The organism is Cupriavidus pauculus, from assembly GCF_008801835.1.
GTDB lineage: Bacteria > Pseudomonadota > Gammaproteobacteria > Burkholderiales > Burkholderiaceae > Cupriavidus > Cupriavidus pauculus.
The window spans coordinates 345446-361545 of record NZ_VZOW01000001.1; the positions used below are offsets into that span (position 1 = coordinate 345446).

Below are 16100 nucleotides of genomic sequence, written 5' to 3' on the forward strand. Positions count from 1 at the left end.
GATGTTCGCCGATTTCCTGGATAGCCATATGGTCGTGCAAATCAACGTCGGCGCGTTTGTGATCGCCCTACTCTGTTTGCGCGGCGACCGCGGGCGCACGGCGGACCGCTGGCTGTTCGGCTTGGCGGCCGGCGTGCTGCTGATCGTGTACTACCTGTGGCGCATGTCGCAGACGCTGCCCCAATGGCGCATGGACTTCCCAAGCCTCTGGTCGTATGTGTTCTTCGGTTTCGAATCGATGACGATCGCGTACACGCTGATTTCGATCGTCACGCTGACGCGCCGCAGCGACCACAGCGCGCAGGCCGACGCGGGCGAGGCGCGCCTGCGCGGCGACCGCCACGCGCCTGCCGTGGACATCTTCATCGCCACCTACAACGAAGGGCTCGATGTGCTCGAAAAAACCATCGTCTCGGCCACGGCGATCGACTATCCGAACTTCCGCGTCTGGGTGCTGGACGACACGCGGCGCGGCTGGCTCAAGCAGTATTGCGAACAGGTGGGCGTGAACTACGTCACGCGACCCGACAACACGCATGCCAAGGCCGGCAACCTGAACAACGGTTTGCAGCGCAGCGCGCAACTCGATGGCGGCGCGCCATACATCATGGTGCTCGACGCGGATTTCGCGCCCAACCGGAATATCCTGCTGCGCGTGATCGGCCTGTTCGACGATCCGTCGGTGGGCGTGGTGCAAACGCCCCAGTTCTACTACAACGCCGATCCCATCCAGTACAACCTGCGCTCGACAAAATGCTGGGTCGACGAACAGCGCGCGTTCTTCGACGTGATGCAGCCGGCCAAGGATGCGTGGGGCACCGCGTTCTGCATCGGCACGTCGTTTGTGGTGCGGCGCGACGCGCTAGGCCGGATCGGCGGATTTCCCACCGGCACGGTCACCGAGGACATCCACCTGACCTACAAGCTGATGCCGCACGGCTATGTCACGCGCTGGCTTAACGAGCGCCTCAGCGTGGGGCTGTCCGCGGAAGGTCTGCCTGAATACATCAGTCAGCGCAGCCGCTGGGGCCTGGGCACGATCCAGGTGGCGCTGACCGCTGACGGCCCGCTGCGCGGTCGCGGCTACACGCTGCGCCAGCGCCTGCACTATGTGCACGGCCTGCTGCATTGGCTGAGCCGGCCGTTCACGCTGATGCTGCTGGCCGGGCCGCTGCTCTACTGGTTCTTCAATGTGCCAACGCTTTATGGTGAGCCCCTGCAATTCCTGGCCTATGGCGTGCCGGCGCTGTTGCTGTACTGGGCCTACAGCATCTGGATCACCGATTCGCGCGCCATGCCAGTGTTTACCGAGGTCACGCAGATTGTGGCAGCGATGGCGGTGACGGCTACGCTGGCAAGCGCGATGTTCAAACCGTTCGGCCGGCCGTTCAAGGTGACCAACAAGGGGCTGGACCGATCGAAGCTGACCGTGCACGGCAAGTTTGCCGCGCTGTACGGGGCGCTGTTCGTGTTGTCCGCGCTTGGCCTGGCGCGTGCCGTAGCGGCCGATGGCGCCGCGCCTGGCATCGCGTTCAATATTGGCTGGACGGTGATGTCGATGGTGCTCTATCTGGCGTCGTTGCTGGTGTGTTTCGAACTGCCGCGGCCGCGCAAGGAAGAACGCTTTCCGCTGCGGGCAGCCGCGCGGCTTCAGTGCTACGGCGACGACGGCGTGTCGCGCGAGATCGACGGCACGACGCGAGACTTGTCCTGCAATGGCGCCGGATTCGAAGCCCAGGCGGCGCCCGCAGTAGCTCCCGGCGCGGTCGGCGCGTTCTGGATGGCGCAACTGGGCTGGGTGCCTTGCCGTGTGGCCCGGATCGACAAACATCTGATCGGCATCGCGCTGATGCCGGATACCGCTGTGCGACACCGGTTGATCCGCCTTCTCTTCAGCGAGCCGCCCCACAACATCGCGCATCGCGGGCTTCCGGGCACGGCGCTGGCCCAGCTGCTGCGACGCGCCTTCACTGGCTGATCAAGCAATGTCCGAGGACGATATGAAGACCACCACGACACGGCGCGCCCCGCCCCGCCACCCAGCCTTCCGATGGAGCGCCGCGGCGCTGCTGCCGCTCGCGCTGGCCGCGTGCACACTGGAACCGACCTACGAACGCCCCGTCTCGCCCGTGCCCAATGCATGGCCTAGCGGCGACGCCTATCGCAGCGGCGACGGCAAGACGACCAGCGGCGAAGGCCAGCCAGCCGACAATCGCGCGGCGCAGCCGGAGGTGTCGGCCGCCAACCTCGGCTGGCAGGATTTTTTTACCGACGCACGGCTGCGCAAGCTGATTGAACTTGGTCTGGCCAACAATCGCGACCTGCGCGTCGCAACACTGTCGATCGAACAGGCGCGCGCGCAATATCGCATCCAGCGCGCCGCCCAGTTTCCGTCGATCAACGCCAACGCCGGCTTCAGCAGTTCGCGCCAGAGTAGCGAACTGCGCGCGCCGGGGCAGGATCCGGTCATCAATGCGTGGAACGCGGGCGTTGGCTTCAGCGCGTTCGAGATCGACGTCTTCGGCCGCGTGCGCAGCCTCAAGCACGAGGCGCTGGAGCAATACTTGGCGATCGAGGAAGTCCGACGCAGCACCCAGATCAGCCTTGTCGGCGAGATCGCCAACGCCTACCTGACGTGGCAGGCCGACCGGCAACTGCTGCAGCTTTCGCAGGACACGCTGAAGCTGCAGCAAGACGCCGCCGAGATGGTGAGCCGCAGCAAGAAGGCGGGCGGCATGGCCGAAATCGACATGCACCGCACGCAGACACAGGTGGAAACCGCGCGAGTCGACGTCGAGCAATACACGCGCCAGGTGGCGCAGGACGAAAACGCGCTGGCGCTGCTGATCGGCGGTCCGCTGCCGGCCGATCTGCCCGAGCCGCAGCCGTTTGCCAATACTTCGTATGTTGCCGAACTGCCGGCTGGCCTGCCCTCGGCGCTGCTGGAGCAGCGCCCGGACATCATGGCGGCCGAACACCGCCTGAAAGCCGCCAACGCCAACATCGGCGCGGCGCGCGCGGCGTTCTTTCCGCAGATCTCGCTGACTGCCGGCATTGGACTTGCCAGCACGACGCTGGCCGGGCTGTTTTCCGGTGGGGCGGCATGGGCGTTTGCGCCCCAGATCACGCTGCCGATCTTCAATGCCGGCGCCAATCAGGCGCAACTCGATATTTCCAAGGTGCGCAAGGACATCAACGTGGCACAGTACGAGCGCACCATTCAGGCCGCCTTTCGCGATGTGGCCGACGGCCTGGCGGCCCGGGGCACCTATGACCGGCAGACCGCCGCGCAGGAAGCACTGCAGAAGGACGTCAGCGAAACGCAGCGGCTGGCGCAGATCCGCTTCAAGAATGGCGTCGACGATTACTTTCCGGTGTTCGATGCACAACGCCAGCTGTACGATGCGCAGAAGAAGCTGGTGACGATTCAGCTTGCCCGGCTGACCAGCCGCGCGCAGCTCTACAAGGCACTGGGCGGCGGCTGGTCGCAGCAGACCGTGGCGCAGGTGCCAGCGGCTCCCCCACCCTCTGCTCCTGCCCCTGCCGCTGCACCGGCTTCCGGGCCTTCCGTGGCCCAATCGCGACCGGCAAACTGATGGAATCGCCGGCCTGCCGCGTCGACCACCGTTTTCAGGAACTGACCGACGCGGCCGGCGCCGAAGCGCCGCCCAAGGCCATCCGTTCGATGCGCCGGAGCACGTTGCGCACCAGCACGTTGCAGTTGTAGTGCAGCCCGTATGAAAACGGCATAAGAGCAAAACGTTGGCTCTCCGCGTTAAAGGCCGCGGTGAAATGCCGGGTATATGCGTCATGCAGGACGGAAATCCGGCGATTGCAGATCAGGTAGTTGATTTTGGCGTTATAGGCGTGGTCACGCTGGATCCAGTCGCGCCGGATGCCGCCGTAATCGCCGAAGAACGGCTCGACGCGCGTCGGGTAGCGCGATAGCACGGTGCCATCGGGAAACGTGACGGGTTCCCCGACCAGGTAGTGCCAGATCTTTCCTTCAAAGAAAAAGCACGAGTGTCCGCGCCGCAGGCCGTCTGGCGCGCCATTGATCTGCACGATCACCCTGCCGCGCCGCACGTATTCCCAAAAATCCCCTTCGGTGGCCACGAGATGCCCGATACGCCCGGCAATCTCGCGGGAATCGTTCGCCACGTACCGTCGATCCTTGACAAAGGCGCGCCAGTTTTTCTGAATGAGGGTCGCGGCTTCAGTGGGTGTCATTGTGAGTGTGCATAAATTAGTCGATTGGCCACGCCCTTTGTGGGATCTGTCCAAAGATAAGGGCGGCGCCTTGGGTGCGGGCGGGACCGGTGCGTCGCATGCCGTGGAGAATCGTAAAACCAAACAATGAAGCCACAATGGCCCGCGATCAACGCCTCGCGTGATGATCAGTACTGGTAGACGATCTGCAGCCCCGCCGTGACACTGGCGGTGTCGAACGGCTCGGGCTTGTAGACGGGCATACCGAGGAAAACGTCGTAGGACAGACTGCCCAGTTGCGATGCACCGACGCCACCGCGCAACCCCACCACGGCACCCGCCAGTTGCGTACCAACCTGCCCCGTGGTGGAGGGTCCGTACACGCGGCCGTAGTCCAGTCCGACATACAGCGCATGCCCGCTGGCACCTAACGGTGCCTGCAACTCATTGCGCCAGTAGAAGCCCCGCTCGCCCGCCAGGGAATTCTCGCCATCGAAGCCGCGCACCGTGTATCGGCTGCCAATGCTCAGGTCGTCGACAAAGTACAGGCGATCGTTGGTGAACTGGCCGCGCACCGTCATGACGTAGCGAAGGGCCTGATCGGCAACCTTGAAGGGCACCGAGAGGTTGGCATCGAGCACCATCATCCGATATCGCCATGTGGGACCGCCGTCGGCCGCCAGCACGTCATCCTGTGCGCCAAATCCACCCGTGCCCTGCCGGAATGCCAGCGTGGCGTCGAGTTGGGACTGACCGAAATAGTGGCGATCGGTTACGCCGAATTCCAGCATCGTGTTATTGCGGCGCTGCTGCGGAATTTCGGTATCTTCGATAAAACTCTTGCCGAATCGGCGCGTCAGGCGCATCTGCACGCCGAACACATCATTCTGGCTGCGACGCAGTACGCGATGGAGCTTCAGGTCGACGTTCTCTGACTTGCCGCTCGAGACGAACGTTGTGTTAACGCCGGCAATCTGCTGGAAATAGTTGCTGCTATAGGCCGAAAGCGTCGCCGTCCAGTAGCCCCACGGCACCGAGTAGAAGCCATTCCACCCCTGCGTGCCGTGCGCCTTGTTGCTGAACATCAGGTCCTGGTTGTACCCGATATTGAGGATGTCATTCAGGCCGAGCGGATTGTCGACCCCGACGCTCACGTTGCCTTGCCATTTTCCCGTGGAGCGAGAGCCCGAATTGTCGATCGACGCAACGAGCGTCCAGGGCTTGTTGCGACGCACGGCAATCACCACGTCGCTCTGACCAGGCGTCGATGTGGGGACAATCTGCATGTCCACATCCTGGCTGGCCACACGCTTCATCTGCTCGAGCCCCTGCTCCAGATCGCGCAGATTCAGCAAGTCGCCCGGTCGGGCCGGAAACGCTGTTTTCCACGTGCCGCGGGAGTCCGGGTTGGTGAAACGCAGTTCGCCGATCACGCCAGGGATCAGCGTCAGTTGCAACGTGCCGGTACTCAGGTCCTGCTGCGGGAGCAGCAAGCGCGTCGTCACATAGCCACGACCGAGGATGGCCTGCGACGCACCTTTGAGAAGGATATCCAGCCCTTGCTTGCCGACGCACGCCGCTTGATAGCGGTCCAGCCATTGGCGCAAAAAGGCGAACGGATCCTGTGGCAAAGCCGATGCGCCCTGCGCACGAGACGCCGCGGGCAGGTTGTCAGGGACTTCGACGACGAACCGATCGATGCGGAAACACGGCGTTTCAGTGGGCAGCGACGGGTATTCGACTGGCCCGACCTCCTGCGCACGCAGCCCCGGGGATTGAACCGACTGCTGGCGCTCGCGGGCTTCCTGCTGCTGACGGGTGCGTTGGTCTTGTTCGATGCGGGTGGTTAGAGCCGAGACTGGCGCTGTTTGTGCGAATGCTGCGCGACTTGCAAGCAAAAGACTGGCAAAAAGCGGCCACAACCGTGTGGCCGGCGAATTATTTTTCATTTGTCGTGTGAAATGGCGATTCACCCCGGCGCGGAAGCCGGAGGATGCGGACGCGTTAGCTCACCAGGGTGAACCGTATCCCCGTTACGCCCTGCGAAATCAACAAGTCACGGATGCGCTCGGAGCAGACTAGCCCGACCGACCAGCCTTTGACTCTAAATAGTTCGTGCCCTGCGGCTTTAGTAGGAACGATGCGCAGGGTGTTGATGCGATAGTCGCCCACTTTATCTGGCTGGCCGTCGTCTTCGGTCCAGCGCGGAAACATGGAGAACCCGGTCAGGTCCTCGTCCACGCAGTCGACAATTCCAGCACGTTGAGGATTTCATAGGGCTCATCTACACCTCAAGGCCAATTTTATAAAAAATGTTGGCGCTCATCTGTCCTGTCCACGAAATAATTGGCGCTAACATTGACGAAATTTGAGATGCGCAACCAAGTCATCGAATGAAACGTTTTGCGTACCGTCACTGCACCTTAACGTTGTACCGCCGTCATTGTTGGAAATAACCATGCCGGCATTACCAACCCATGCTTGCATGATTCCGTCGATTCGCCATACATTCCAGATTTTCAGCGTGTGCTCGGCCTTCCCGCTTACTTCGAAAGTAACCGTGTCAGGTGCTGTGTCTGTCCACAACACAAGATCCGTCAAGTGCTGATTCTCCACTTCGATTGACGCCTTCTCGATCCTTAAGCGGAGACCCTGAGTGGGCACTTTTTTTATGGCGAGGAACTGAATCTCACAGGGGAGATTTCCTGCATGCAGCGGAAGGAGAAAGATTTGCTTTACCATATCGTCTCCCCAAACAATTGCCTGTCCCCTTGCTTGTTGGAATAACTGTGCGAGTGTTTTGGTAGTCACGATTTAATACACCGGTCTTCTGTACGGATCAACGGTAGCATGGTCCTGCGGCCAACGCGGGACGAAATCTTTGGCTCTCGCTGGGGTGATCGGTAGGCGGCAGCAACATCATGCCGAGAATTGTTGACGCAACAGAGCGCCACCGTTTCCGGAATTTGTCCCGTCTAACCTTCAAAACGCAGCGCCGTGATGACGAAGGTATCGTGTTCTGATTTTTCGTCATTGATGAAATCTCGGGCAGCTTTGTTATTGACCATCGCCACGTCACGACTCACGGGTGGATCTACGCCATCCCAAATACAATCGACTCTGGCCTCGAAGCCAGGATGGTGCCAGATGCCACCTTCAACGCGAGTGATGACAAGCCCACGAGCTCCCGCAGCGCGACAAATAGCTGTCGCTGAATCCGCAGACAGCTTCATAACGACGCTTCCGTCCAAATCAAAAAAGGATTCGGGTGATGCGTAACGACGTTGTGGATCAATCTTCATTTCGCTTTCTTGCCATCCTCGATCGTTAGAGATAAATAGCGTCGCAGGGTGCAAGGCGGGATTTCAACCGCAATAAGGCACTCCCGTTGCTCTTTCTATCTACGGCCATCGACTAGTGCTATTTCGGCCTGTACCAGTGCTTGTTTGAGCCATTCAAGCCCCACGTTTCGCACGATTGCTACCTCGTTTCCATCGCAGCCAGGGAATACAACCTTCAGATGCTTGATGCCATCATCTTGGCTCACGAGCGCAACAAACTTGCCATCGCTATAAATTTCGGCAATCAGCTCTGCGTAGTCAACATCGCTAGCGATCACAATTTCCAGCTTAGGGTCTTGCTTCATTTTATAGGGGGCTCCAAGAATCCACGGAAACGGCCATCTGCATCAAATCTAGCACCGCGGCCGTCTGGTGCGATCACGTCTATACCACCAAATCGGTTGTTGTCCTTAACAGTAGCACCTGGCGACTTCAATATCCCATCAAGTACTTCCTGGCCTTGGTCATTCATCTGTGACGGATTGCCCTTCGCTGAAGGGAAAGCGCTATCTGGCCTGCTTCCGTGTTTCTGGAGAGCCCGTCCTGCCGTAGTTATCTCGCCGCCACGATCGGCCGGGTCTACTTGCCGACCAGCATTCGAGAGGTCTTCCAGGGACCTACCACCAAGTTGGCTTGAACCCTTCTCAGCACTGTTGAAAATTGCCCCTAGCCCCTGCACGATCTGCAACGGGATGGAGATCGGCTTCTTTGTTGCGGTTACCACTGCATCGACATAATCCTGCGTGGGCTGCATGAACGGCTTGGTTACATTGTCCTTTGCCTTATTTGGCGCACCAGTCAGCGTGGCCTCGCTCGGATCCACGGGCATGCCAGGGGTCTGGAAAGGCTTCTGCTGCTCTCCGGGTATCCAAATCGGTGTAGGCGGCGGCAGCGCAAGTTGATTGTTCTCGATCTCGAACGTCGCCCCGTTCATCGCCGTGGCCGCGTTCCCGCCCGTTGCACCCACCACCCCCGCTACCAGACTCTGAATCGCATTCTCCCGCGCCTGCTTCTGCTCCGCGGTCATGCCATCGGTCGGGCTCAGCAGCGAACCCAGCACCGATGCGCTGGCCGCACCCATCGCGCCGGCTCCGCAACTCTGGCTGGCCGCGGCGGCGCCCGCGCAACCGACGATCGCATGTAGCGCCGCACGCGCGGTCTCAGCCTCCGGCGTGCCCTTGCCTAGCGAATCCGCCAGTCCCTTGACCTCATTTGCCGCCAGCCCTTGCAGGTACCCCACCGCTGCGTTCTGCGCGAACTGGGCTGTCGATCCCGTCACGTTGCCACTGGCCGCCGCCGTCAGTGCCGTCATCACCTGACGGTACGTCCCGCCTTGCCCCCACTTTGCGAGGTCATCGGCCTGCTGTTGCAGGGCGGCGATCTGCTCGGGGGACGCGTTCGGATCCTTGGCCGCGGCTTCGACCGCCTTCTTGGCCGACTCCGCTTCGGTCGCCCGGTTGTTCAGGAAGATTCCCGATTCGCGCTGCAGCGCACCCACGATCTCGAAGTCCGCCTTGATCTCGGTTGCATTGAAGATCGGGCTCAAGGCATTCTCGATGTTCGTCGTGTCGCGGTTCACGCCGGCTACGGTGTCCTCGGCGCTCTTGCCGGTCAGCTCCTGCTGCCTCGCATCGTCGCGGATCGTGATGTTGCCGGCGCTGATGCCGCTTTGCGTGGTGCTGCTGGCGTCGCCCGACGCCGCGGCCACCATCGGGGGCGCGAACGAGAAGCCCTGGCCAGCGCCGCCTGTGGTCGGCAGATCGGTGCCCGGCACGGCGCCGGACCCAGCCGTCGAAGCCTCGCCGCTTTGATTGACGCCGACGCCCGACTTGCCGCTGCTGCCGCCCGACGAATAGCCGCCACCCATCCCGATGCTGCTGGCGCTGTAATCGGCGTGATTCTGGATGTCGTTGACGGTCAGGGTGTCGGTGGACAAGCGGTTCTTGTCCGCTGTCCCGCCCGCAATCACCGCGCCCGCGAGATCGGTATGGCCCTTGACGTCGATCTGATAGCCATCGCTGCCGGCCCGGATCGCGGTCTGTTCGCCAACGCTTGCGAAGTCGCTGTCCATCTTCTGCTGGCTGACGCTGGCGCTGCCCGAGAAGCCATTACCGATCGTCACGCTGCCACTGCTCGACCGGTCCTTGCTGGAATACGTGCTGGTGTCCTGCAGGCTCTCCATATTCAGGTTGCCACCCACGTTGGCGACGACCTGATTGCCGGACGCCACCGCGCCTTTGAGGTTGGTGTCCCCGCCCGATTCGATGGTGAGGGTGTTACCTGCCGTGGCGTGGGCGTTGGTCCACGACACGTCGTTGCCATCGGCATTCCCTCGCGCAGCGGCGGCATTGGCCGTCACGCCGAAGGCCGCGCCGTTGGAGCCGTAGCCGACGGCCACGCCCACGCCACCGGACACGCTCTTGCTGGTGCTGTGCTGCTCGGCCGTGTTGACTGCGGCCTGGAGATTGACCTGATTGTCGGCTTTGAGACGCAGGTCGTTGCCAGCGTTGATGTCGCTGCCGATGATGTTGAGGTTGCTACCTTGACCGGCGCCCGTCGCCTGGATGCTCACGTTGCCGCCAGCGTTGACCTGGCTGCCACGGGCCGTCGTACTGGTCTGCGTTTGCGTGCTATCGCGCTTCGCGCTGCCCGCCGTGATGCTCAGGCTGATGCCGCCGGCGGCCTGCGGATCTTTGCTCACCGCATCGAAGGCGTTCTTGCCTGCCAGCCCGGTGGCCGCCCCGGCGAGTGCCTTCATGCGCGGATCGCTGGTCTGGCTTTGGGCCTGCGCCATCTGGGTGGCGGTCTGCGCCGCGGCAAGCACCGGATTGGACACGGCAATCGTCAGGCCGCTTTGCTTGAAGTGGGATTCCTGGTCGGAACGCCAGGAATCCGTGGCAGCCGTGATATCGACTGTCTTGGCGCGGATGTCCACGTCTCCTTGTAGTGCCGTCACGGCGCTGCCGGTCTGTGCATAGCCTTCGCCCGCACTCAGGCTGACATTTCCGTCGACGCTGCCGACCATGGAGCCCGTATGGGTGATGGACTGCTCAGACTGTGTCTGGTTGACCTGCTGTTTGCCGAACGTCACGGAAGCGCCGCCACTCGAGAACATGCCCGACTTGCGGGTGTCCTGCGACGTGGTGCTCGAAGTCAAATTCTCTGCCGCGCCAATCACGAGATTGCGGTCGGCGTGCAGGGAAACGTCGCCACTGCCCGCGATGCTGGAACCCATCACGGTCAGATCCCGACCAGCGCTGGCGGCGATGCTGTCCGCCGATACGAGAGAGCCCACCGCGACGGATTGCTGCTGGCTTGTCTGCGTGGTCGTCTGCTCCTTGGACAGAAAGCCCGAGCGCCGCGTCTGGGACCATCCCTCGGAAGTGTGCTGTTCGGTGACGGTGCCGACGGTGACGTCGCCCGCTGCGGCGAGCGTGGCCGCGCCGCCATCACCGTTTGCGCTGCCCGTGGTGACCGATGAGCCGAGGATGGCGAGGTCGCCGACCTTGCCGCCGGCTGTACCGCCGACGTCGGTGGCCGCAGGCGTGATGCCATTGGCTTGCAGGATCGCGCCAGCCACGGTTTGCCCGGCCCCCAACGTGGCATTGTTCCCCGCGTTTATCGAACTGCCACGCGCGGTCTCGTCGTAAGACAACTCCGTGAACTGAGACTGCTTGTTGCTGAACGCGCCCGCGTCGCGTGTGTGCGTGTCCAGGGACGCCGTGACCGTCGTGTTGCGCCCAGCCAACAGCGTTGCGTCTTCGCCGGCCAGGATCGCCGATCCACTCAGCGTGGCATCGCGGCCTGCGACGGCCGTGACATTGCCGCCGGCCTGCACCAGGCTGCCCGCGCCTGACGTGGTCTCGTCGTGCAGATAATCCTGCCCGCCGTGCGCGGAGGCGCCTTGGGTGGTACCGGTTGCCACCGTACCGAGGTTCAGGTCGCGGCCGGCGCCGAGCAGCGCGTCCTTGCCGGCACTCACATTGCCGCCGGCCATGCTGATATCGCGCCCGGCCAGCACATCGATATTGTTGGTGGCCGAGATCGTACCCACTGCCCCCACGCCGGTGGCGCTGGCGCTGTTGCCGTTGGACAGTGTGGTCGTATTGGTGATCGTCTGCGAGGCGTTGATCACGTCCCGCCCAGCCGTGACGAGCGTATCCGTTCCGGCGATGCGCCCGCCGACGTTGCGCACGTCCTGCTGGGCTTGCACCACGGTCGTTCCGGTGCCGCCGATCTGGCCATGGTTGACGATGTTGTGGCCCAGCACTTGGGTGGTCAGATCCCCCACCAGCTTGCCGCTGTTGGTGACGTCGCCCGACGCATTCAGGCTGACCTGGCTGCCGGTCACCAGCGCCCCGGAGCTTTGCAGGTCGACGGTGTGCGATGTCGCGAGATAGAGCTTCGGTATCAGCACGGTCTGCTGCGAGCCATCGGGCAGCGTCACTTCCTGGCTGACCAGCCACACCATGTCGGTGCTGAGCTGTGCCATCTGATCGGCCGTCAGGCCGATTCCGGGTGTCAGATTGAAAGCGCTGGCATAGGCCACGCCGTTGTCCATCAACGCCTGGTACTCGGTCAGGTTGTCGCTGTAGCCCGCCAGGAAGGTGCGGCCGGTCAGTTGCGTGACCTGATCACGAATCAACTTCTCCTCGTAGAAGCCATCGCCCAGCCGCTTCTGCGTCTTCATGGGGTCCAGCCCCAGTTGGCCGAGCATGTAGTCGCTGGAGAGGAAGGTTCCGTATTGCGTGAAGCGCGGATCGGTGGCGATCAGGTACGTCGCGTCCGGTGCGCTCTGGTAGTGATACAGGTCGTTGGTGGGCAGCCGCAGGTTCGCGATGACGTCTTGCGCGCTGCCACCCGATACGCCGCTACCGGTGACGATCTCGCCCGAGCGGTTCACCGTCGTGACGTCGATCGTTTGCGCGCTGGTTTGCACCGTCTGGTTGGCCGACGCAATGGCCGGCAGCGCCATGACCGTGGTCGGCGCCTGTGGCGTCGACGGATACGCCACGTCCTGCCAGTCCTGGCTGCCGCCGGTGCGCTGATGCCAGTAGAACGTGGAGGTTTCCGCGGTACTTACCGTCTGCTGCAATGCGGTGCCGATATCCTGAACGGCGCCGTCTGCGGCAACCCGGATCAGGTCTTCGCCCGCGGCCATGATCGACGACTGGTTCAGAATGTCGCCGCCGCTGCTGTGGATGCGGATGCTGCCGCCGGCCTGGATCCTGGCCGGGTCCGAGGCGCTGATCAGTTGATCGGTGGCCGTGGTGGTGACGGTGGTTCGGGCGATCTCGTTGTAGTCGTGCCCGAAGTTCTCCTGACGCACCTGATCCGGCCGGATGTGCTGGTTCGGGTCCCAATCCGGCCAGAAAGTAATGCTGTAGGTGCTGCCGTTGTCGGTGATGGACTGGTAGTACTGGGTCGGATGGGTAGCAATCGGGCGCGAGCAGATGCCCGTGCCGACATCGCAGTTGGGCGCCGCGGCGTACCCCACATACTGCTCGATCGGCGACTCAGTGAATGTCAGCGTCTGCTTGCCGATGTCCAACCCCGTGACGGTCGACTTGTCCACCGTCACCGTGATCGGTGCGCGCAAGGCTTCCGTCTGGGGCGTGCTGACCTGTGCGTTGCTGGCATTCCAGGTCCAACCGGGGAAGGTGATACTGGTGTGGTGGCTGAGTTCCCCGTCCGAGAGTCCGGCCTGCCAGATCGTCAGCGTCTGGCTGGTCGATGTGGGCGTCCCGGGCGCGGTCACGATGCTCGTGCGCGTATTGCTGACCTGCGTGGCCGCGATGTCGATATCGCCTTCGGCCTCGATGGTGGCCGACCTGTTCGTCAGGGCTTTCGTCTGATCTACCAGCAGGCCGGTATCGGGGTCTCGCCTGCCATCGCGGGCGATTTGCAGGTTGCCGGCACTGTAGAGCGTGGCGCCATCCAGATTCTGTACCGAATCGCTGGCGTAGACGTTCAGGTTCTGGACAGCGGCCATCAGGGCGGCGGCGCCATGGTTCATGACGTCCGTACCTTGCACGGTGACGTTGTTGCCAAGGATCGTGCCGGTGTTGATGATCGACGGACTGTTCGTGTAGACCGTATCGCCTTCGATGCGACCCGCATTCGAGAGCGCGTGCGCAGCGGTGACCGTGGTCGTCGTGCCGTTCATATCCGCGCCGGCGGCGTTGACGACATCGGCCGCCTGGACGGTCACCCCGCCGACGGCGGCGAGCGTGCCGGTGTTGGTCAGCGTGCCAGTCGCGGACACCAGCATGTCGCCATCGGCGCGCAGCCTGTTCGCGGCGTCGTTGCTGTAGTCGCCCACGATGGCCAGCGACAAATTACGCCCGGCCGCCATCTCGCCGCTGCCTGAGATGGCACCGGCCACGGCGACGTCCTGGTTGGCCCGGATCGCGCCGCTCAGGTTGTTCAGCGATGCGACATTCAGTTTTACGTCGGTGCCGCCGAGGATCTGGCCGCCCGTGTTATCGAGCGTCGCGCCGGCCTGGTCCAGCGTCAGGCCGTTGCCGCCGTAGAGCGACCCGCTGCGGTTGTCCACCGCGGTCGCAACGTCGAGATGCAACGCGCGGCCGGCGGCCAGCAGCGCGCCGGTCGTGCTGTCGGTATTGTTCGCGAGTGTTTGGGCGTGAACACTGACGTCGCCATTGCCACCCAGCCTGCCGGCGGTGTTGGTGAGCGTGGCGGAAGCCGTGACCGTGGTCGCGCCGTCGCCCGAATTGCCGATCACGCCGCGCGTGTTATCCACGCTGGCGCCGGCAACCGATAGGCTGCCGTGATCGCCGTTTGCCGCCAACATCCCATCGGTATTCGTGACGGCGCCGGTTGCGCTGACGGTCAGGTCGCCATGGGTCTGTGCCGACCCGCCGTTGTTGTCCAGCCAGCTACTGCTGATCGACAGGCCGGACTGGCCGTACAGATTGCCCTGGCGGTTGCTGATCGCGCCGGATGTCGCCACATCGAGCTGACCGCCGGCGACGATGGTGCCTGCGGCGTTGTCGAGCGACGTCGCATCGATCGTGGCATCGCCCAATGCGATGACCTGCCCGTGATTTGTCACTGTTCCGGCCGCGAGCCGCACATCGCCGTCGCCGCCGGTGACACCACCGTTGACGCCACTCATCACGCCGTCCTGCGCGCCCGTGGCAATGGTGCCATCCGCGTTCACGCCGGCCGCAATCGTCCCGGTCGAGAACACACTGTCGCCCATGACGTTGAGCCACTGCTGCGCGGCTAGCGTGCCGCTGTTCGACAGTGCGCCATCGGTGCTGACCGAAACGCCCTGCGTGCCGTACGTCGTGCCCGTGTTGTCGATCCCGCCGCGCGCGTAGGCGGCCAGTTGGCCGCTCGCGTTGGCCTGCCCGGCCAGCACCAGCTTGCCTTGGGTGGTGAGCGTCAGGTCTCCGGCCTGTGCCGCAGCGACGCCACGCAGCGCGACGCCCACGCCATGCTCGGTCGAGGCCAGCAGGATCTTGTTGGCATACATCCCGCCAAGCTGCGCGACATCGATCCCCACAGTGGGCGTGGCAGCCGCGCCCGCAATCGGCGTCGCGCTCAAGCTGTCATGGCTGACCTGGTTGGCGCCCGCAATGACATTGAGCTGGTCCGCATACAGTGCGCCATTCGCCTGCACCGCCCGCGCAATCAGATCGACCTGATCGACGCGCGCGGCATTCAGGCCGTCGCCCTGGACCGTGATCTGGCCACCGGTGACGCGAAACGCGTCCAGGCTGCCGCTGCCCCCAAATGCGGGCACACCGGTGGTAAGCGTGGCGCGGCTGGTGTTGATGAAGCCAGCGCCGTCCACCAGAATCCCGTTGGGGTTGGCCACGATCACTTCGCTGCGTGGCCCCGCCACCTCCAGATATCCCCGCAACTGACTCGGCAGCGTGCTCGTCACCTGGTTGACGATGATCCGTGCGGAGCCGCCGGGCAGCAGGTTCGGATTGCCGTTGATGTACCCAGCCTGTTGCGTCGCGGTGACGGTCGGCGAGTTATTGAGGATAACGCCCGCCCTGGGCACGTCGAACTGCGTGTAGGCGTTGGTCGATACGCCGGCGGCCGACGGCCGCGTGATATCGACCTGCGGCAGGCCGTTTCCCGTTTGGCCAATCGTGGGCCGATTTGCGCCCGCGTTGGGGTCCGCCACCACCTGCGCCCAGCCACTTGTTGGCAGGCCCAAAGCCATCCAGACCGCAAGCCCCATCGCCGGCCGCGCGAAGCGCACGGTGTGCGCTTCGCCGGTGGTCGTCGCGGCCGGGCTGCCGCCGTCGCGGCCCTTGCCCTGGCGAGTCGCCGACTCCTGGACCGCCATGAACATGCGGCGGCGCCGGTTGAAAACGACTCGATAGCAACAGCGATTCATAGTCTCGGTCAGGTGCAGGGGACTGGGTGGCGCACGTTAACCGAGAAGGTATCGATCAAGGGTTAATGAATCTCAAAGATCGTCAATTCGATTGATTCGGATATTTTCTATATGCGTGGGATAGTCCGACGTGATAAGCGCTGGACCAGAATGCGCCCGGGTCGCAAATA

9 protein-coding genes are annotated in these 16100 nt (G+C 63.2%); 2 read left to right on the top strand and 7 right to left on the bottom strand.

The annotated features are described in order from the left end of the window. The first annotated feature begins 1 nt into the window (after window position 1). Both F7R19_RS01485 and F7R19_RS01490 read left to right on the top strand, forming a co-directional pair. The gene (locus F7R19_RS01485; protein WP_150979128.1) at window positions 2-1978 is read left to right on the top strand and encodes a glycosyltransferase; all 1977 of its coding nucleotides are present in this window, start codon (window positions 2-4) and stop codon (window positions 1976-1978) included. A 22-nt stretch (window positions 1979-2000) separates the two neighbouring features. Continuing rightward, the gene (locus tag F7R19_RS01490; protein WP_150979287.1) at window positions 2001-3596 is read left to right on the top strand and encodes an efflux transporter outer membrane subunit; all 1596 of its coding nucleotides are present in this window, start codon (window positions 2001-2003) and stop codon (window positions 3594-3596) included. A 34-nt stretch (window positions 3597-3630) separates the two neighbouring features. On the opposite strand, the gene F7R19_RS01495 is transcribed toward F7R19_RS01490, so the two are convergent. The 7 genes from F7R19_RS01495 to F7R19_RS01525 form a co-directional block, all read right to left on the bottom strand. Beyond that, on the bottom strand, window positions 3631-4284 hold the full coding sequence (locus F7R19_RS01495) for a hypothetical protein (RefSeq protein ID WP_150979129.1): 654 nt from the start codon (window positions 4282-4284) through the stop codon (window positions 3631-3633). Window positions 4285-4397: 113 nt separating this feature from the next. Next, complete coding sequence (locus tag F7R19_RS01500) at window positions 4398-6158, bottom strand: ShlB/FhaC/HecB family hemolysin secretion/activation protein (RefSeq protein WP_150979130.1); 1761 nt, start codon at window positions 6156-6158, stop codon at window positions 4398-4400. 55 nt (window positions 6159-6213) lie between these two features. Next, entirely contained in the window at window positions 6214-6450 is a 237-nt protein-coding gene (locus F7R19_RS01505) for a hypothetical protein (RefSeq protein ID WP_150979131.1), read from the bottom strand. A 111-nt stretch (window positions 6451-6561) separates the two neighbouring features. Beyond that, window positions 6562-7020 (bottom strand): hypothetical protein, encoded by a 459-nt coding sequence (locus tag F7R19_RS01510; protein ID WP_150979132.1) that lies wholly within the window; start codon window positions 7018-7020, stop codon window positions 6562-6564. A gap of 164 nt (window positions 7021-7184) precedes the next feature. Beyond that, entirely contained in the window at window positions 7185-7511 is a 327-nt protein-coding gene (locus F7R19_RS01515; RefSeq protein ID WP_084004321.1) for a colicin immunity protein, read from the bottom strand. A gap of 95 nt (window positions 7512-7606) precedes the next feature. Continuing rightward, the gene (locus tag F7R19_RS01520) at window positions 7607-7855 is read right to left on the bottom strand and encodes a hypothetical protein (RefSeq protein WP_061960118.1); all 249 of its coding nucleotides are present in this window, start codon (window positions 7853-7855) and stop codon (window positions 7607-7609) included. Beyond that, window positions 7852-15930, bottom strand: coding sequence for a hemagglutinin repeat-containing protein (locus tag F7R19_RS01525; protein ID WP_150979133.1), 8079 nt, complete (start codon window positions 15928-15930; stop codon window positions 7852-7854). The genes F7R19_RS01520 and F7R19_RS01525 overlap by 4 nt, the downstream gene beginning before the upstream one ends. Window positions 15931-16100 lie beyond the last annotated feature (170 nt).

What these genes read in the sequence shown, in the direction of transcription:
- F7R19_RS01485 (WP_150979128.1), top strand. Translation starts at nt 2, where the DNA reads ATGTTCGCCGATTTCCTGGATAGCCATATGGTCGTGCAAATCAACGTC.
- F7R19_RS01490 (WP_150979287.1), top strand. Translation starts at nt 2,001, where the DNA reads ATGAAGACCACCACGACACGGCGCGCCCCGCCCCGCCACCCAGCCTTC.
- F7R19_RS01500 (WP_150979130.1), bottom strand. Translation starts at nt 6,158, where the DNA reads ATGAAAAATAATTCGCCGGCCACACGGTTGTGGCCGCTTTTTGCCAGT.
- F7R19_RS01515 (WP_084004321.1), bottom strand. Translation starts at nt 7,511, where the DNA reads ATGAAGATTGATCCACAACGTCGTTACGCATCACCCGAATCCTTTTTT.
- F7R19_RS01520 (WP_061960118.1), bottom strand. Translation starts at nt 7,855, where the DNA reads ATGAAGCAAGACCCTAAGCTGGAAATTGTGATCGCTAGCGATGTTGAC.
- F7R19_RS01525 (WP_150979133.1), bottom strand. Translation starts at nt 15,930, where the DNA reads ATGAATCGCTGTTGCTATCGAGTCGTTTTCAACCGGCGCCGCCGCATG.